This is a genomic window from Devosia sp. LjRoot16, assembly GCF_964252795.1.
GTDB lineage: Bacteria > Pseudomonadota > Alphaproteobacteria > Rhizobiales > Devosiaceae > Devosia_A.
In genome coordinates, this window is record NZ_CAXUPH020000001.1 from 499,601 (window position 1) to 517,298 (window position 17,698).

At 67.0% G+C, this 17,698-nt stretch carries 16 protein-coding genes; 3 read left to right on the top strand and 13 right to left on the bottom strand.

Annotated elements, in window-relative coordinates; all coding sequences use genetic code 11:
- Positions 1-6: 6 nt before the first annotated feature.
- The 3 genes from pgl to ACSQ23_RS02460 are packed head-to-tail and all read right to left on the bottom strand — an operon-like array spanning position 7 to position 3,152.
- A complete protein-coding gene (gene pgl / locus ACSQ23_RS02450; RefSeq protein WP_055877774.1) occupies positions 7-705 on the bottom strand; it encodes a 6-phosphogluconolactonase in 699 nt (232 codons plus the stop codon).
- Positions 702-2,183 (bottom strand): glucose-6-phosphate dehydrogenase, encoded by a 1,482-nt coding sequence (zwf, locus tag ACSQ23_RS02455; protein ID WP_055877791.1) that lies wholly within the window; start codon positions 2,181-2,183, stop codon positions 702-704. Before zwf ends, pgl begins: the two co-directional genes overlap by 4 nt.
- A gap of 42 nt (positions 2,184-2,225) precedes the next feature.
- Positions 2,226-3,152 carry a BadF/BadG/BcrA/BcrD ATPase family protein gene (locus tag ACSQ23_RS02460; protein ID WP_162247945.1) on the bottom strand — a complete coding sequence of 309 codons (927 nt, stop codon included), beginning with the start codon at positions 3,150-3,152 and terminating at the stop codon, positions 2,226-2,228.
- 232 nt (positions 3,153-3,384) lie between these two features.
- Between ACSQ23_RS02460 and cobU the strand changes: the two genes are divergently transcribed.
- The gene (gene cobU, locus ACSQ23_RS02465) at positions 3,385-3,942 is read left to right on the top strand and encodes a bifunctional adenosylcobinamide kinase/adenosylcobinamide-phosphate guanylyltransferase (protein WP_055998874.1); all 558 of its coding nucleotides are present in this window, start codon (positions 3,385-3,387) and stop codon (positions 3,940-3,942) included.
- Between the two features lie 141 nt (positions 3,943-4,083).
- Here the strand turns inward: cobU and cbiB are convergent, their stop codons facing one another.
- Positions 4,084-5,037: an adenosylcobinamide-phosphate synthase CbiB gene (gene cbiB, locus ACSQ23_RS02470; protein WP_055998872.1), complete on the bottom strand. Its 954-nt coding sequence runs from the start codon at positions 5,035-5,037 to the stop codon at positions 4,084-4,086.
- A 112-nt stretch (positions 5,038-5,149) separates the two neighbouring features.
- Positions 5,150-6,598 carry a cobyric acid synthase gene (locus ACSQ23_RS02475; RefSeq protein WP_156384625.1) on the bottom strand — a complete coding sequence of 483 codons (1,449 nt, stop codon included), beginning with the start codon at positions 6,596-6,598 and terminating at the stop codon, positions 5,150-5,152.
- A gap of 45 nt (positions 6,599-6,643) precedes the next feature.
- Here ACSQ23_RS02475 and cobF point away from each other — a divergent pair, with 45 nt between their 5' ends.
- Positions 6,644-7,405, top strand: coding sequence for a precorrin-6A synthase (deacetylating) (gene cobF, locus ACSQ23_RS02480; RefSeq protein WP_055998868.1), 762 nt, complete (start codon positions 6,644-6,646; stop codon positions 7,403-7,405).
- A 380-nt stretch (positions 7,406-7,785) separates the two neighbouring features.
- Here the strand turns inward: cobF and ACSQ23_RS02485 are convergent, their stop codons facing one another.
- The gene (locus ACSQ23_RS02485; protein ID WP_055998866.1) at positions 7,786-9,096 is read right to left on the bottom strand and encodes a cobyrinate a,c-diamide synthase; all 1,311 of its coding nucleotides are present in this window, start codon (positions 9,094-9,096) and stop codon (positions 7,786-7,788) included.
- Positions 9,097-9,224: 128 nt separating this feature from the next.
- On the opposite strand from ACSQ23_RS02485, the gene ACSQ23_RS02490 reads away from it, so the two are divergent.
- Positions 9,225-9,959: a cobalt-precorrin-6A reductase gene (locus tag ACSQ23_RS02490; RefSeq protein WP_055998864.1), complete on the top strand. Its 735-nt coding sequence runs from the start codon at positions 9,225-9,227 to the stop codon at positions 9,957-9,959.
- Between the two features lie 26 nt (positions 9,960-9,985).
- Here ACSQ23_RS02490 and cobM read toward each other — a convergent pair whose 3' ends face one another.
- The 7 genes from cobM to ACSQ23_RS02525 form a co-directional block, all read right to left on the bottom strand.
- On the bottom strand, positions 9,986-10,768 hold the full coding sequence (cobM, locus tag ACSQ23_RS02495; protein WP_055998862.1) for a precorrin-4 C(11)-methyltransferase: 783 nt from the start codon (positions 10,766-10,768) through the stop codon (positions 9,986-9,988).
- A 129-nt stretch (positions 10,769-10,897) separates the two neighbouring features.
- Complete coding sequence (gene cobJ / locus ACSQ23_RS02500) at positions 10,898-12,670, bottom strand: precorrin-3B C(17)-methyltransferase (protein WP_436089590.1); 1,773 nt, start codon at positions 12,668-12,670, stop codon at positions 10,898-10,900.
- Entirely contained in the window at positions 12,667-13,404 is a 738-nt protein-coding gene (gene cobI / locus ACSQ23_RS02505) for a precorrin-2 C(20)-methyltransferase (RefSeq protein WP_055998858.1), read from the bottom strand. The genes cobJ and cobI overlap by 4 nt, the downstream gene beginning before the upstream one ends.
- A complete protein-coding gene (gene cbiE, locus ACSQ23_RS02510) occupies positions 13,401-14,756 on the bottom strand; it encodes a precorrin-6y C5,15-methyltransferase (decarboxylating) subunit CbiE (RefSeq protein WP_055998857.1) in 1,356 nt (451 codons plus the stop codon). The genes cobI and cbiE overlap by 4 nt, the downstream gene beginning before the upstream one ends.
- Entirely contained in the window at positions 14,753-15,376 is a 624-nt protein-coding gene (locus ACSQ23_RS02515; RefSeq protein ID WP_055998855.1) for a precorrin-8X methylmutase, read from the bottom strand. The genes cbiE and ACSQ23_RS02515 overlap by 4 nt, the downstream gene beginning before the upstream one ends.
- Positions 15,373-16,407, bottom strand: a complete 1,035-nt coding sequence (locus ACSQ23_RS02520) for a hypothetical protein (RefSeq protein ID WP_436089591.1) — start codon at positions 16,405-16,407, stop codon at positions 15,373-15,375. The genes ACSQ23_RS02515 and ACSQ23_RS02520 overlap by 4 nt, the downstream gene beginning before the upstream one ends.
- On the bottom strand, positions 16,407-17,681 hold the full coding sequence (locus ACSQ23_RS02525; protein ID WP_436089592.1) for a sirohydrochlorin chelatase: 1,275 nt from the start codon (positions 17,679-17,681) through the stop codon (positions 16,407-16,409). Before ACSQ23_RS02525 ends, ACSQ23_RS02520 begins: the two co-directional genes overlap by 1 nt.
- Between the last annotated feature and the right edge of the window lie 17 nt (positions 17,682-17,698).

The following is a 17,698-nucleotide window of genomic DNA, read 5'->3' on the forward strand; positions in this document are numbered from 1 at the left end:
ACTCTCTCAGGGGCTCCAGAAGATAGTCAGCGGTGTCTGGCTTTGACGCAGAATAGACCTGATCGGCATGTCCTCAACGGGACCTTCCGACGCAGCCCTTTCGAGCGTCGCCAGCTTCTCCTCCCCCTCGATATGCAGATAGAGCCCCGAGGCGTCGAGAAGGCGCCTGAGGACCAGCGTCACCCGGGGCTCCCCTGCCCCCGGCGCCCGGATGGCGAGGGCCGGCCCCTCGCCGGTCAGCGCCGCGGCGAGGTTGTCGCCGCCGGGAAAGAACGATGCGGTGTGGCCGTCATTGCCCATGCCGAGGATCACCACGTCGAATGGCGTCGGCAGGGCGTTGACCGCGATATTGGTGCGAGCGATGGCAGCGTCGGTCGGCTCGTCGCCGCCCGAATAGAGCGGCACGAAATGCGCCGAGGCGGCCGGGCCTTGCAGCAGCTTCTCGTTGACCAGGAGCGCATTGGAGCGGTCGTTGGTCTCGTCCACCCAGCGCTCATCGACCAGGGTGACGGTGACCTTTTCCCAGTCGATATCCTTGCGGCGGCCCAGCACGGCGAAGAACCGTGCCGGGGTCGAGCCGCCGGAAACGGCGAGCACCGCCTGCCCGCGGGCGGCGATGCCATCGTTCAAATGTTCGGCTACGGTCTCGGCGAGCGCGAGCGCCAGGTCTTCCTTGGTGCCGAAGCTGCGCCGGGTCGCGTTCAATGCCCGTCCTCGTGCCAGGTGCGGCCGTCGCGCTCGATCAGCGCGATGGCGCCGGTCGGGCCCCAGGTGCCGGCCGTGTAGGTCTGCGGCGCGTCATTGGCGAGATCCCAGCCATTGCGGATCGGATCGACCCACTCCCAGGCGGCCTCGAGCTCGTCGCGGCGCATGAACAGGGTCTGCTGGCCGCGGATGACGTCGAGCAGCAGGCGCTCATAGGCTTCCGGCGTACGCTCGGCGAAGGTTTCGGCGAAGCTGAGGTTCAGCGGCACTTCTCTGAGACGCATACCTCCTGGGCCCGGATCCTTGATCATCAGGAACAGCTTCACGCCTTCATCGGGCTGGATGCGGATGACCAGCCGGTTGGGCTTGGGCGCCCCCTGGGCATGGTCGAACATCGAGTGCGGGATGTTGCGGAACTGGATGACGATTTCCGAGGCGCGCGACACCAGCCGCTTGCCGGTGCGGATGTAGAACGGCACGCCCGACCAGCGCCAGTTCTCGATCTCGGCCTTGATGGCGACGAAGGTCTCGGTGCGCGAGCCCTTCTTCTCCTCGGGCAGTTCGTCCTGGTAGCTGGCGACGGCGGTGCCATCGACGCTGCCACCGCGATACTGGCCGCGCACCGTGACGCGGCCGACATCGGCGCCGGTGATCGGCTTCAGCGAGCGCAGCACCTTGAGCTTTTCGTCGCGCAGCGCGTTGGCGGCGTCGGAAGCCGGCGGCTCCATGGCGACGAGGCAGAGCAGCTGGATGATGTGGTTCTGCACCATATCGCGCAGCGCGCCGGATTCGTCGTAGTAGCCACGGGTGCCGGCGCCGACGGACTCGGCGACGGTGATCTGCACGTGGTCGATATGGGCGGAGTTCCAGATCGGCTCGAACAGGATGTTGGCAAAGCGCAGCGCGAGGAGGTTCTGCACCGTCTCTTTGCCGAGGTAGTGGTCGATGCGGTAGACCTGATCTTCCTTGAAGATCTTGGACACTTCGTCGTTGATCTCGATCGAGGAGGCGAGGTCGTGGCCGAGCGGCTTTTCGATCACCACGCGGGCATCGCGCCGGTAATAGCCCTTCTTGAGGATGTACTCGCAGGTCGGCCCGAACAGGTCGGGCGCAATGGCGAGGTAGAAGGCGCGGACCACCTTGGGATCCTCGCGCAGGTTCTTCGATAGATCGCCCCAATGCGCCTCGTCGGTGACGTCGTTAGGGACGTAGGAGAAGGTGCCGATGAAACGGTCGATGGTCTTTTTGTCCTGGTAGGACTTTTCGACAAAGGTTTCGATCGACTCGCGGGCGAGCTTCTGGAACTCGGCATCGGTCAGCTTGGTGCGCGACACGCCGATGATGCGGCTGTGCTCGTCGAACTGCCCATCCTTGAAGCGATGGTAGAGCGCCGGAATGAGCTTGCGCTTGGTGAGATCGCCGGTGGCGCCGAACACCACGTAATCGAAGGGCTGGACCGGGATGATACGGCTGGACACGCTCTTCAAGCTCCTATCGAGGTAGTTCATGGCAACTCAAACTCAGGCGAAATTCTGCTTGGCAAGGATGACGGCGCCGTGCAGCGGCTCGTCGACGGGGCGGACGATGAAGTCGCCGTGGCGCTCGATCATCAGCGGGTAGAGGCGGGTGCCGAAGCCGCCGACGGCGGCCATGCGGGTGACGCCGCGCGCCTTGAACCAGCGCACATAGGTGTCGATGTAGCTCAGCTCGAGCTCCATCAGTTCTTTGGCCACCGGATCGCCCGCTTCGTAGAAATCGAAGAACAGCGGGATCAGCGCGCCGAATTCGGCGGGCGCCCGGCCGAGCAGGGTCGACGGGGCGCCGTTGCCGGCCGGCATCGGGCCGCGCGGGTCTTGCGGGAAGGACCAATCCATCACCGTATCGATCGAACCGCCAAGCTTGGAGATCACCGCTTCGGTCAGCGGCGAGGCGGACCGCAGGCCGTCGGCAGCTTCGACCGAGCGGCGCACCAGTTCGCGGCCGAGAATGGCGCCCGACATCTGGTCGCCGATCTGAAAGCCCCAGCCGCCGCACTGGTGGCGCTGGCCATTGACCATGGCCAGGGCAGCCGAACCGGTGCCGACGATGATTACCGCACCATCCTCGCCACCATGGGCGCCGGCGCGGGCGATATCGATGTCGTCATAGACGCGAACCTTGGCGAAGGGCCAGGGGCGCTGCTCGAAGGCCTCGCGCGCCGAAGGCAGCCGGCCGCCGGCCATGCCGAAGCAGGCATAGGTATTGGCCGCCTCGGCGATATCGATACCGGCTTTCTGGAACACCTCTTTGGTGCCCTCGGTAATGGAGCGGAAAGCCGGCTCGCCGGCCTCGATCTGCAGGTTCGAGCGACCACCGGCAGCGTCGGCCAGGGTTTCGAGGTTCTCGTTGGCGAGGCGGATGCGGCAGTTGGTGCCGCCACCATCCACCCCGAGATAGTACCTAGGCACCGAACGCGCACTCCTTCGCGACAACTAATGGCTTGCCGACCCAGGAGCCCCCCGAGTCCGGCGCGGACCTTAATGCCAAAGGTTTCTAGACGAAAGTAGAATAAGCAAAGGAAAGCGGCTGGAAAGGTCGCTTGCCGCATGGCTCGCATGCGGCCAGAGTCCGCCGCCGATGGATCGAAGCCCGGCGCAGCGCATTGCTCCATGGCAGCAAGGACGGCAAGGAGGCCAACAAATGGGTCATGTTCTGGTGCTGGGCGGCGCACGCTCGGGCAAGACCGGCTTTGCCGAGCGGCTGGCAATGCGGGCCGGGACGCGCCCGGCCTATCTCGCAACAGCGCAGGCGCTCGATGCCGAAATGCGCGAGCGGGTGGAGAGCCACAAGCAGCAGCGGGCGCAGGCTTTCGCCACCATCGAGGAGCCGCTGCGGCTGAGCGCCGCTATCATGCAGGCCGCCAAAGCGCATGATGCCATCCTCGTCGATTGCCTGACGCTGTGGATCACCAACCTGATCGTCGCCAACGAAAACGTGGCGGCGGCGGTGGACGAATTGCTGGCGACGCTGGCGGCGACGACCAGCGCCCGGGTGATCCTGGTTTCGAACGAGGTGGGGCTGGGGATCGTGCCGGATAATGCGATGGCGCGAATGTTCCGCGACCTCGCCGGGTCGGCGCATCAGCGGATCGCCGAGATCTGCGACGATGCCTATTTCGTGGTGGCCGGGCTGCCGATGGTGCTGAAGGGGTCGGCGCCGGAGGCAGAAGTGCTGCAGCGGCGGGTGCATGAGGCCTGAGCAGCCGGCCGGTGCTTGGGTTGAGATCGTACCTCAAACTCGATGTCATCCCAGCGAAAGCTGGGACCCAACTATCGGCTGGCACGGGCGGCGAAATGGGTCCCAGCTTTCGCTGGGATGACACCGTGGTGGGGGTGAGAGCTAGCTTAGCCGCCAAACCACCAGCGCCACCAGCACCGTCACCGCCAGCGTCAGGTTGAGCGTCATGGCGTAGAGCCTGAGCGAGCGCTCGATGTCGTCGGCTCCGAGTTCCGCCCGACCATCGCCAAAACTCGGCAGATCCACCACGTCGCCGTCATAGCTCCGGGGGCCGCCGAGGCGGAAGCCGAGCGCGCCGGCCATCGCGGCTTCGGGCCAGCCGGCATTGGGGCTTTCGTGCTTTCTCGCATCGCGCAGCGCCGTGGACCAGGCCAGCTCCGGATGCGCGCCCTTGATGAAGAAGGCCCCACCGGCGATCAGCAAAGCGGTGAGACGAGCGGGGATCAGGTTCAGCAGGTCGTCGAAGCGGGCGCTGGCCCAGCCGAATTCGAGGTGCCGCTCGGTCTTGTGGCCGATCATCGAGTCGGCGGTGTTCACCGCCTTGTAGAGCGCGATGCCCGGCAGGCCGAACAGGACAAGCCAGAACAGCGGCGCGACTACCGCATCGGAGGTGGATTCGGCCAGCGACTCGATGGCGGCGCGGGCGACGCCGGGCTCGTCGAGCGCTTGCGGATCGCGGCCGACAATGTGGCTCACCGCGGTGCGCCCCTCGGGCAGGCTACGGCGCAGCGCGGCGGCGACGAAGCGCACGGCATCGCCCAGCGCCTTCTGTGCCAGGAAGGTGGAGGCGAGAATGGCTTCGAGGATAAAGCCATAGGGGATGAGACGGCAGAGCCAGGCGATAGCCACGGTGACGAGGCCGGTAACGGCGAGCAGGATAATAAGCGCCAGCACGCCCTTGCCGCGGCGGTTGACGTCGCGGTTCAGCCGCAGGTCGAGCAGCGAGATCAGCCTGCCGATCCACATCACCGGGTGGCCGATGCGGGCGACAAGACCGTTGGGGTAACCGACGAGGCGCTCGAGCAGCAGCGCCAGGGGAGCGAGGAGGGCTTGCATCAGGGGTGCCCTCTCCCAAAGCCGGCAGTCAGGTTCCCTCTCCCGCTTGCGGGGGAGGGACGCCGACTGCGCCCCCGTACCGCGGGGAGAGATTCGACAACCGAAACGGCCCTCATCGCGCCAGCTCCAGCAGCGCTTCGAGGTCGAGGTGCCGCTCGAGGTGAGCGGCGAGCGCGTCGAGGGTCGCCTCGATGGTGGCCTCGTAGGCCAGCGCCGAGGTCGCGGCGGCCGAACCCAGGAAGTTGCGGCGGAAGGCGTCGGCGGCGAACAGGCCGTGGAGATATGTCCCCATCACCGTGCCATCGGCGCTCACCGCGCCGTCAGTCGCATCGCCGATACGGGCGAAGGGGCGCTCGAGGCCGCGGCCGCGGGTGACGCCCATATGCATGTGGTAGCCCACCAGCGGGTCGCCGGTCAGGGCCGAAGTCGCCTGCTCGACCCGCAGCTCCTTGGTGGGGCCGAGGACGGTGTCGATGTCGAGGAGGTTAAGGCCGGCCGAGGTGCCGACCACGCCCTCGAGTCCCAGGGGATCGAACACCGTATGGCCCAGCATCTGGAAGCCGCCGCAAAGACCAAGCACGCGGGCGCCGGCGCGATGGTGGGCGAGGATATCGATGTCCCAACCGTACTCGCGCAACGCCGCGAGATCGTTGCGCGTGGCCTTGGAGCCGGGGAGGATGATCAGCTCGCCATAGGGCAGCGGGCGCCCTGGCTGGACGATTTCGAGGCTGACGCCGGGCTCGAGCCGCAGCGGATCGAGATCGTCGAAGTTCGCAATGCGCGGCAGGCGCGGCACGACGATGCGATAGCCGCCCTGCCCCGGCCTCTGCTGCTCCTCGAGCGCCAGCGCGTCTTCGGCCGGAAGTTTTCGTGCATCGCTGAAATACGGAACCGGGCCGAGGCAGGGCACCCCGGTACGTTCGGCGACGAAGCGCCTGCCGTCTTCGAACAAGGCCGGATCGCCCTGGAACTTGTTCACCAGTGTCGCGGCAATCAATGCGGCATCGGCGGGATCGATCACCGCGAAAGTGCCGACCAGGGCGGCGATGACGCCGCCGCGCTGGATATCGCCGGCAAGGATCACCGGCACATCGGCGGCACGGGCGAAACCGAAATTAGCGATGTCGTTGGCGCGGAGGTTGACCTCGGAGGCGCTGCCCGCGCCTTCGACGACGATCAGGTCGGTGTCCGAGCCAAGCTCGCCATGGGCGGCGAGCACCTGAGGGAGCAGCTCGCCGCGCTTCTTCCAGTACTCGCGGGCCGGGAAGCTGCCGATGCGCTGGCCACGCAGCACCAGCTGCGAGCCGGTCTCACCCTCGGGCTTCAGCAGCACCGGGTTCATGGCGGTGACGGGGGCGCGTCGGGCTGCCCTTGCCTGCAACGCCTGAGCCCGGCCGATCTCGCCGCCATCGGCGGTGACGGCGGCATTGTTGGACATGTTCTGCGGCTTGAACGGCGCGACGCGCAGCCCGCGATTTGTGTAGGCGCGACAAAGGCCTGCCACCAGCAGCGACTTGCCGACATCGGACCCGGTGCCCATGAACATCAGGGATTTCGCCATGCTGCGGTTCTAGCGGGTGACGCAGCGATCCGATAGGGAGGACGGATGCGCACCATCCTCGTCATCGGCATCGGGGCCGGCAACCCGGATTACCTCACGCTTCAGGCGATCAAGGCGATGAACCGCGCCGAGGTGTTCTTCATGCCCGACAAGGGCGAGGAGAAGGCCGGGCTCAACGCCATCCGGCTGGCGATGCTCGAGCAGTTCGTCAGCGAGCCGCGCTACCGGCTGGTGGAGTTCGCCATCCCGTCGCGCCGCAAGGCGGCGACGCCCGACTATCGCGAAAGCGTCGAGGAGTGGCGGGATAAGCTCGAGCTTGCCTACCGGCAAATGTTCGCCGAGCTGCCCGAGACGGGCGTCGGCGCGTTCCTCGTCTGGGGCGACCCGGCGCTCTATGACGGAACGCTGCGCATCCTCAGGGATATGCAGGCGGCCGGCTGCCCAATCGCCATCGAGGTGATCCCCGGGATTTCGGCGCCGCAGGCACTGGCCGCCCAACACCAGGTGACGCTGAACCGGGTCGGCGAGGCGGTGACCATCACCACCGGCCGTCGGGTCGGCGAAGGCGAGGCGGACGAACTGACCAGCGCCGTGGTGATGCTGGACAACCACCAGGTGTTCCGGCGGTTCGCCGAGAGCGAAGCCGAGATCTTCTGGGGCGCCTATCTCGGGACGGCGGACGAGCTTCTTGTTGCCGGAAAGGTGTCCGAGGTGATGGACGAGATCGATTCGAAGCGCCGCGAGGCGCAGGCGCGGAACGGCTGGATCATGGACACATACATGATCCGGAAGCCTGAGAAGAGCTGACGCCTCCTGTCGTCTAGCCGTCGATGGTTGGCCGCCCCCCTTGATCCCTCCCCGCAAGGGGCATGGCTATCGCATATGGAAAGCCACCGGCCGTTGTGTGAGTGCCTTCTCCCCTTGTGGGAGAAGGTGCCCGAAGGGCGGATGAGGGGTTCTCTCCACGCACTCAGTCGCTCGTCGCTTACGCTCCGACCGCGCTACACTTCGTTGCGCGGACCCCTCATCCGGCCTTCGGCCACCTTCTCCCACAAGGGGAGAAGGCCACCCAACTACTGTCAGTCCCCCATATGCGATAGCCCTGCCGCAAGGGGGAGGGAGACGCAGACTGAGATCGCCGTGTTGGGGTCTCCCTCCCCCTTGCGGGGAGGGGACAGGGGTGGGGGTCAGCCCGCGCCGGCGCTTGCTTCTGGAGCCACATCGATCACGTGGGCGTACGACCCCATGACGCGGCCCTCGACCAGCCCCATCGGCAGCAGCGCCTCACCGAGCGCGTCGGTGGCGCTGAACAATGGCGTGCCACGGGTCTTGCGGGCGGATGAATAGTGGAACTCGTGACCAGCGAGGTGTTGCGGGAACGGCAGCGGGCTTTGGTGGGCGAGGCGGCGATAGCCGAGGACCCGTTTGGGGCGGTCGATGCGGGTTTCGTGCGGCAAGAGCCCGGACATCGGATAAGCCGCACCGGCCTTGTCGGTGAGGGCGGCGCCGAGCACCATGAAGCCCCCGCATTCGCCATAGATCAGCGCCGACCGCTCGGCGCTCGCCCGCAGGCCGCGCATGAAAGTCTCTGCAGCGGCGAGGCGGGCGGCGTGCAGTTCGGGGTAACCGCCGGGGAGGAAGACGGCATCGGCCGTGGTGTCGGGCGCTTCGTCGGCGAGCGGGGAGAAGAAGCTGAGGCTGGCCCCGGCATCGCGCCAGTCATCGAGCCAATGCGCGTAGAGGAAGGCGAAGGCGTCGTCGCGGGCGATGGCGATGTGCTGGCCGAGAGGGGGAAGCGGCTCCCCTCCCCCGTGAACAGAGTGGAGGGGCAAGCTCAGTGCCAAGAGGTGATTGAGGTCGACATAGTCCTCCACCGCTTCGGCGGCGGTGGCGACGACCTTGTCGAAGCCGGCGATCTCGTCGGGGAGGACGAGGCCCAGGTGGCGGTCGGGGAGTGCAAGGGCGTCGCGCCTGGGGACGACGCCGAGGAGCGGGATGTCGACAGCTGCCAGCGCGGCACGGAGCATGGCTTCGTGGCGGGTGGAGGCGGCGCGGTTGACGATCAGGCCGGTGACTTTCACTTGCGGGCGCCAGGTGGCGAAGCCGTGCGCGAGGGCGGCGATCGACTGCGATTGACGCTCGGCATCAAGCACCAGGATTACCGGCAGGCCGAGGGCAGCCGCGAGGTCGGCGGTCGAGCCACGGCCGTCGGCAGCGCCGTCGAACAGGCCCATGACACCTTCGACGAGCAGCAGGTCGGCAGCGGCGGCGTGGTGTGAGGCGAGGCTTCGCAGGCGGTTGGGCGACATGGCCCAGGGGTCGAGGTTGATGGCCGGACGGCCGGCGGCGCGGGCGAGGATGGTGGTGTCGATATAGTCGGGGCCGGTCTTGGCCGGCGCGACACTCAAGCCGCGACGCGTCAGTGCGGCGAGGAGGCCCAGGGTGAGTGTAGTCTTGCCCGAGCCGGAGCGGGGCGCGGCGACGATCAGGCCATTCATCCTGGCACGCGAAGATTATGCTGCAAAATCTTGGGACTAGCGGTTAAGATAGAGTTATCGCAACCGGACCGGGGGGTACTGGCGGCGCTGCGGCCCAGTTGGGCGCCGGACTTGGGGAATACAAATAGATGAAGATCCTGATCCTCGGCGGGACCGAAGAGGCGCGGCAGCTTGCTGCGCAATTGACCAAGATGGGCCACGCGGTGACCACGTCGCTGGCGGGCCGGACCAGCGATCCGCTGTTGCCAGCGGGCGAGGTGCGCATTGGTGGGTTTGGCGGCGGCGACGGGATGGGCAACTACATCATCACCGAGCGCTTCGACCGGCTGGTCGACGCCACGCACCCCTATGCCGAAGAGATCAAGCGCAACGCCGTGCGGGCGGCGGAGCTGGCTGAGATGCGACTGGTACGGCTGACCCGGCCGGCCTGGAGCGAGCCGCAATATGCGTTCTGGAAGCATGTCGCCAATGCCGAGGAGGCGGCGGCCAGCCTGCCCAAGGGGGCGCGGGCGCTGCTGACCGTCGGGCACACCCAGCTCGACGTCTATCTGAAGCGCACCGATTGCAGCTTCGTGGTGCGCTCGATCGAGCCGCCGGAAAAGGAACTGCCGGTCAACGCCACGTCGCTGTTGGCGCGGCCGCCATTCTTTTTCAATGGCGAGTTCCAGATGATGCAGGACCAGGGAATCACCCACCTGATCTGCAAGAATTCCGGTGGGGCGCAGACCGAGGCGAAGCTGCAGGCGGCGCTGCGGCTGCGGCTCCCGGTGTTCATGATCGCCCGGCCGGCTTTGCCGCCGGCGCACGAGGTGCCGACGGTCGGGCAAGCGATCGCGGCGCTGAAGCTGGGGTCGAATATCTGAGAGGCTGGCGCGGGCCCTCGCGGCCATCATCCCCCTGCCCTCAGCTTCTTCTTGCCGGCGTTGCGCAGCACATGGGCAAAACTCTCGTCGTAGAGCTTGGACTCGCGGAAGCGGGTTTCGCCGAGGACGCGGCCGACGAGGATGAGCGCGGTGCGGGTGATCTTCTCCTCGCGGACGCGCGCCTTCATCTCGGAGAGCGTGGTGAAGATCACTTCCTCGTCCGGCCAGGTGGCGCGGTAGATGATCACCACCGGGCAGTCGGCCCCGTAATTCGGGGTCAGCGCGGTCTCGACATAGCCGAGATTGCGGATCGACAGGTGGATGCAGAGCGTTGCCTTCGACAAGCCCAGGATCTCGAGGCTCTCCGACTCAGGCATGGCCGAAGCCTTGCCCGAAGTACGGGTGAGGATGATGGTCTGCGATATCTCCGGCAACGTCAGCTCGGCCGCGATACGGGCGGCAGCGCCGGCGAAGGCGGGAACACCAGGCACCACCTCATACGGGATGTCGAGTGCATCGAGGCGGCGCATCTGCTCGGCGACAGCGCCGTAAATCGAAGGATCGCCGGAATGGACGCGCGACACATCCTTGCCGGCGTCATTGGCTTTGATGATCTCGTCAATGATCTCGTCGAGATGCATCGGCGCCGTGTCGCGGACCAGTGCACCTTCAGGGGCGGCGGCGACGATCTCGGCGGGGACCAGCGAGCCGGCATAGAGGCAGACCTCGCAGCGCTCGATGAGGCGCTGGCCGCGCAGCGTGATGAGATCGGGCGCGCCGGGGCCGGCGCCGATGAAGTAGACGGTCATGCAGGAACTCTGGAGGCTCGAGCCTCCCTCCCCCTTGAGGGGAGGGATTGAGGGAGGGGGTGGTGCGGTGGGCCACTGATGGACCCCCACCCCCAGCCCCTCCCCTCAAGGGGGAGGGGAGCGCAGGCTTCAGTTCCCATCGCCAGCCCCCTTGGCTGCGTAGCCGCGTGGGGTGTAGGCGACGGTGCCGGAGCCGCGCTGGAAGGTGCGCGAGCTACTGGAGCCGATCATCACGATGGTCAGCATGTCGATCTCGGTCGGATCGAGATCGGCCAGCGCGACGACGCGAACCTTTTCGGTGGGGCGACCGAGATTGGAGCCGATGATCACCGGGGTCGAGGGCGGGCGGTGCTCGAGGAAGATGCGCTTGGTCTCCTCGATCAGGTCGGTGCGGCGCTGCGAGCGCGGGTTGTAGAGCGCGGTGACGAAATCGGCGCGGGCGGCGCCGTCGAGCCGCTTCAGAATGTCCTGGCGTGGGGTGAGCAGGTCGGAGAGCGAGATGCAGCAGAAATCGTGGCCGATCAGCGCGCCGGCCGCGGCGGACGCGGCCTGGAAGGCGGAGACGCCAGGGTGGGTTTCGAGGTTGACGCGGCGGGCGACCTCGGAGACGGCGCGCGGGCCGGTGGCGTCGAGCAGCTCATAGGCGAGCGCCGCCATGGCGTAGATCTGCGCGTCGCCGGAACAGACCAGCGAAACCACCTTGCCCTCGGCCGCGAGCTCGAGGGCGTGGCGGACCCGGCTCTCTTCCTCGCCGAGGCCGTAACGATGCTCGACCTGGCCGCGGCGGAGATCGGCGACAAGATCGATGTAGAGCTCGTAGCCGACCCAATCGGTGCTCTGTTCGAGCGCGTTCACCGCCGCAGCGGTACGCGAGACGGCTTCGCCCGGCCCGATGCCGACGAGGTGCAGCACGCCCGGTCGACGGCCGAAGCCTTCGGGATCGATCGGGTGCAGCGCCTTGCCGATGGCACAGGTGGCGCGGTCGGATTTCAGCTTCTCGACCACCAGCGGGCCGGCCTTCAGCGCCGCCGCCTCGGCGACGCTGGGGGTGCCGACGGTCTCCTCGACATAGTCGGACGGCGACTTGAGGCGGTAGCGCTCCTGGAGGAGTTCAGCAGCCGAGAACAGCCGCAGTGGCACCTTGAAGTGCCGCGCGGCTTCGAGCAGCGCCGGCTCGTCGGCCTTGATGTCGATCGAGGCGATGGCGGCCAGGCTTTCGGGCGCCAGGTTCTGCTGGCGCAGGGCGAAATCGATGAGGCCGATGACCTCCTCGGCGTCGGCGCCCCGCTCGCAGCCGACACCGGCGACCAGCGTCTTGGGGTGATAGACGACGCCGCGCTCGATGCGCAGCTTCTGCTCGGAGACCAACACCTTGACCGCACCCATCGAAGAGACCGGGTAGCCGGCTTCGGCGAGAAATGGCGCTTCACCCTCGATCTGCAGCTTGGCACCGAGCAGCAGCGCCATCATGGCGGGCTTGGCGTCCTGCGGGGTGCCGAGCACCCAGCCCGGAGGCGGCTCATCGAGGCTGTGGAGGAACTTGCTGTCCGACGCCGTGGTGATGGCCGGATGGCCGCCCAGTTCGTCGGCGAGTTCGCGCGCCAGCCGGTTGGCGCCGCGATGGCCGCCAAGCAGTGGCACGATGCTGGCGCCGCCGAGCGAGACGGCAAGCACTGGCGGTTCCTTCTGCTTGTTCTCGAGGCTCGAGGCGAGCAGCCGGATCAGGATGCCGGCAGCACAGACCCCAATGATCGGGCGGCCTTCGGAGAACAGCCGCGGCAACAGTTTCAGCGCGTCGGCGCCGCCCTGCCCGCAGCTGTAGATCTCACCACCGGTCGCCTCGGCAATGCGGTTGGCGGTATCGAGGCCGGTATCGGCGAAGATGATGATGGCGGGAGTCATTCGAGCCAGAACTCCGCTCCTGAGTAGCAGAGCAGCAGTGAGAAGTAGGGTTTGGGGCCCGGCTCCGCGTCGCGAACGCGAACAATGCGTTGCCGCTCCCCGCCGACATTCTCGACAAGCCATGCCCATTCGGCTCGACCAGTCTTTTCCAGCAGCGCCCGCAGCCGATCGTAGTGACGACCGACTTTGAGAATGACCACCGACCCGGCGTCGTCGATGCTGGGCAGCAAGATTTCGTCAGGACTGGGCCCAGTCAACACCGTGAGTGACTCGAAGCGGGCAACCAGCGGAAAGGGGATCGCGGCGGCGGCCGCATTCATCGAGGTTATGCCCGGTACGACTTTGACGGGGAAGCGGTCCCAAAGCCCGGTGCCGACGTAGATAGAGGTTCCGTAAAATAGCGGATCACCTTCACAGAGGTAGACAACGTCGCGGCCCGCAAGAAGGTGCCCCTCGATGATGGCTGCTGCAGCCAGATAGTGCTCCTCTTTCGAGGTGAACTCGCCGTTCGGCATGCGAATGGTCATCGGGATGCTGATCGGCTCAAGCACCGCGGACGGGGCGACATGACCGCGAGCAATGTCTAACGCCATCGTCGTCCCGCTCTCGGTCTGGGGGAAGGCGACCACTTGGGCGGAACTGATAATCCGAGCCGCCTTCAAGGTCAGCAGTTCGGGATCCCCCGGGCCGACGCCCACGAGGTGCAGCGTACCGGTGGTGGGTTCGGTTTTCATGGCGTCACCACGAGGCCGTGCATTGCCTTGGTGACCAGCCATTGCGTTACCGCCATGCGCGGCTTGAAGGCGCGATGACCGCCGACGCGGTCGAGCGAGGAAATCTCAATGCGGGTCAGCTCGCCGCCGAGCTGCAGATGGCGCGAATAGAGGGCGTGCTCGGCATCGAGGGTAACGGCGTTGGCGACCAGCCTGCCGCCGGGTTTCAGGGCGCTCCAGCAGGCATCGAACAGGTCGTCATTGCCGACATCGCCGCCCATGAAGATGGCATCGGGCGGGGCTGTGCGGCCGAAGGTCCCCGGCGCCTCACCGCTGACGATTTCAAGGTTTGGCACACCGAGCGCGGCGGCATTGAGAGCGATCATCTGCAGGCGCTCGCCCTGGCGCTCGAAGGCGATGGCCTTGGCGTCGCGGGCCGCGCGCATCCACTCGATGGCGATGGAGCCCGAGCCGGCGCCGACATCCCAGAGCAGCGCGCCGGGGAACGGGGCGAGCTTGGCGAGGGTGGCGGCCCGCACCTCGCGCTTGGTCAGCTGGCCATCGGTGACGAAGACCTCGTCGGGCAGGCCGGGAACCGGGGGCAGCAGCGGAGCGGTGAAATCGGGCACGCAGTCGATGGCGAGGACGTAGAAATCGTCGATATCACGGCTGTTGAAGCTCTCTGCCTCGTCGGCGGTGATCTTCTCGTCGGGGCTGCCGAGATTCTCGAGCGTGGTGACGAGGCTGCGGCCATAGCCGCGATCGACCAGCAGCTCGATGGCGAGGTCGACGGTGGTGTGATCGGCGGTGAGCGCCAGGATGCGGTTGCCGGGGAGGAGATGCGGGTGCATCGATTCCACCGCCCGGCCATGCAGCGACAGGGTGGCGACCGACTGCAGCGGCCAGTGCAGCCGCGACGCGGCGAGCTGGAAGGCCGAGGGGTGGGGGTGGATGACGAACTCGGAGGGCAGCAGGTAACGGGTCAGCGTGGCGCCGATGCCGAACCACATCGGATCGCCCGAGGCGAGGATGACGGTGGGGGTCTCGCGCAGCGCCATCACCTGTTCGATCATGCTCTCGAGCGGCGGCTCCCATTCGATCAGCGTGCGGCCATCGGCGTAGGTAGCGGCAGGCGAATGATCGGGCTCCTCGCCGGCCAGTGCCCGGGCCACGGCCTCGAAGCTGCGCTTGGTGACGAATTCGGGGTTGAACAGGTCGGCGCTGGCGTTGGGGCGGGTCACCGGCTGGAGATCGGCGAGGAAGCGGGCCGGGCCGACGACGGTATCGGCATAGTTGAGCAGCAGCTTGTAGGATGCCGGCAGCTCGTTCGGCCCCCGCTCCCCTACCCCGATGATGTGCAGCCAGGCGGTCATGCGAGGTCTTTCGAAATGGCGTTGAAGGCGGCGCTGGCGACGGCCGAGCCACCGCGGCGACCGCGCACCGTGAGGAATGGCATAGAAAGCGCGTTGGACGCGAGCAAGGCCTTGCTTTCAGCCGCCCCCACGAAACCAACCGGCGCGGCGATGATGGCGGCGGGGCGCGGGCCGCCGGCCGCGATCAGTTCGATGAGGTGGAACAGCGCGGTCGGGGCATTGCCGATCAGCACGACGGCGCCGGCGAGGCGGGGGCGCCAGAGCTCGACGGCGGCGGCCGAGCGGGTGGTGCCGAGCGAGGCAGCCAGTGCCGGCACGGCGGGATCGTTGAGGGTGAGGACGAGCTCGGTGGATTCAGGCAGATGGCGGCGGATGATGCCGGAGCGGACCATCTCGCAATCGCAGAGGACGGGGGCGCCTGCGCGCAGCGCATCCTGAGAAGCCGCCGCAACAGCGGGATCGCCGACGATGTCGGCTGCGAGATCGACCATGCCGCAGGCATGGATCATGCGGATGGCGGCGGGGTGAAGTTCGGGCGCAAGCGACGAGAGATCGGCTTCAGCCTCGATGGTGGCGAAGCTCTGCGCATAGATGGCAGCGGGATCGCGGAGGTAGCTCATGCGGCGCTCCGCAACTGAGCGAGCAGCGCCTGGTGGCCGGCGCCGGCGATCCAGCCTTCCTCGGCGATAAGGATGGCGCGCTGGTCGGCGGTCAGCTCGGTGGGCGGGTTGAGGAAGGTTTGGAGGAGACCGGCGCGGTCGAGCTCGGCGAAGCGTGTGGTGGTGACCTCGACCTGGGCGCGGTCGCGCGGCAAGCCATCGGCCGCGCTGACCGGGAACAGCGAGGGGTAGATCTCGGTGATGATGATCGGCCTGCTGAGGTCGTCGGCGAAGGCGGTTTCGAAGGGCCAGACGGCGATGTCGGCGGCAAAGCGCGGGTCGGTGCGGAGGGCCGCGAGGCGGGCGATGCCGAGCATGGCTTGGCTGCCGACCGAGCCGACGCCAGTCAGCTTCCATACCGGCTGGGCGCTGCGGACGTAATGCTCCGCCATCCGGCGCTCGGGGATGGCTGCGTAGGCGCTGGGCGGGCGTTTGGGGTGCAAAGCGGCATAGCTATGCTGGTGCGGGTGCCCCCAGAAATGCGGGCCGTCGGCGAGCCGAAGGTTGATCGCTTCGGCGAGCTGAAAGCGATTGGAGCTGTTGTCCGCGCTGTCGACGACGGTGCCGGCCAGGGCTGACCAGAGCTGCAGCCATGGTGGCTGTGGCTCCCCCCTCCCTTGCCATTCGAGCGTAGCTCTCATGGCCTTCTCCCCTAAAATCGCTCCACTGGAGCGATTTTGCCTGCGGCCCGGCTCGAAGTCCCCAACAAGGGGGGAGGTGTCCGAGAGGCCGGTGGCAGCTGCGATCGCCGTCGCGCCGCCGCGGGGGTAGCCGAAGACGAAATCGAAGCCGAGCATGGTGCGTTCGCCGCGCCCGCGGGCGGCAAGCAGGCGGGCGGCGATCTCTGCCATCGCGGCGTGGCGGGTCGGTGGGTTCTGGCTCGGCACCCGGCCTTCAGGGCCGAGTTCGCCGATCCAGATCGAATCCTTGCCGCGCTTCGGCGTATTTGCCGCCGACCAATCCACCGCGATGTAGCGATCGAACAGCGGCATCAGCTCTCGCCATCTTCACGGGCAAGGCGGCCGGGAACCTTGGGCAGCGTCACCGGCCCGAGCGGATGATCGGCGTGCGGATAGGGGTGATGGTGGTGATCGGCATCGTGGTGGTGGTGCGCACCGTCGCCGTGGTGATGGCCGTGATCCTCGGGGTAGCCGTGATCGTGGCTGCCGCCGAGACGGATGACCGGAAAGGCTGGGTTGGCGACGAGGGCGTGCCGGGCTGGGGCGTGAGTGTGCGGATGCGCGTGCGGGTGGGCATGGTCGTGACCGTGGTCGTGCGCGTGGAGCGGCGTCCAGGGCAGGCCATGCTTCAGGCAGAAGGCCTCGTCGCGGCACGATGAATCGCAATCGCCCTTGCAAGGGCAGTTCTCCAGCCCGCCGCCAATGCCCTCGACATGGTGGTGGTGGCTCTCCTGCTTCAAACCGACCTCGGCCTCGAACCCCAGCACCTGCTCGCGGTATTTGCACATGGCGCAGTTCATCAGGTTCTGGCCGACCAGTATCTCCTGGATGCGATCGATGAAGGTCTCGACCACCAGCGGATGGTCGTTGAGGTAGGGCGCGTTGAGGAACTCGATATGCGGGTACTTCGCCGCGGCCTCATCGGCCGCATCGTAGATGCGTTTGACCAGCACGCCGGTGAACAGGAAGTACGGAAAGACGATGATGCGGCGATAGCCGAGCTTCACCGCATGGTCGAGCGCCGGAGCGACGAGCGGGAAGGTGACGCCGGAATAAGCGACCTCGCCCCAGCCAAAACCCATGCCCTCCCAGAGCAGGCGCATGACCTTGGCCACGTTGGAATTGGCATCGGGATCGGAAGCGCCGCGGCCGACCACCACCAGCAGCGTCTCGTGCCGCGGCACCTCGTTGGGCGAGGCATCGATCGCCTCCTGGATGCGATCGCCGGCAGCGCGCAGCATCTTCAGATCGACGCCCAGCTCGCGGCCATAGGTGATCTCGACATCCTTGCCGGCGGCATAGGTGTTGAGCACCGAGGGAATGTCGTTCTTGGCGTGGCCGGCGGCGAACAGCATGCCGGGCACGGCAAGGACGCGCCTGGCACCGCCTGCCCGCAACTTATCCAGCCCCTGATGGATCACCGGATTGGCGAACTCGAGATAGCCGTACTCCACGGGAACGCCCGGCAGGCGCTGCCTTAGCCGTTCGGCCAGCACCGCGAACTCGCCGACGGCGAGCTGGTTGCGGCTGCCATGGCCGCAGAGCATCACGGCGGTTTCCGCCGGCAGGATCAGGGATTTATTCATGCTCGCCTCTGTTTTGC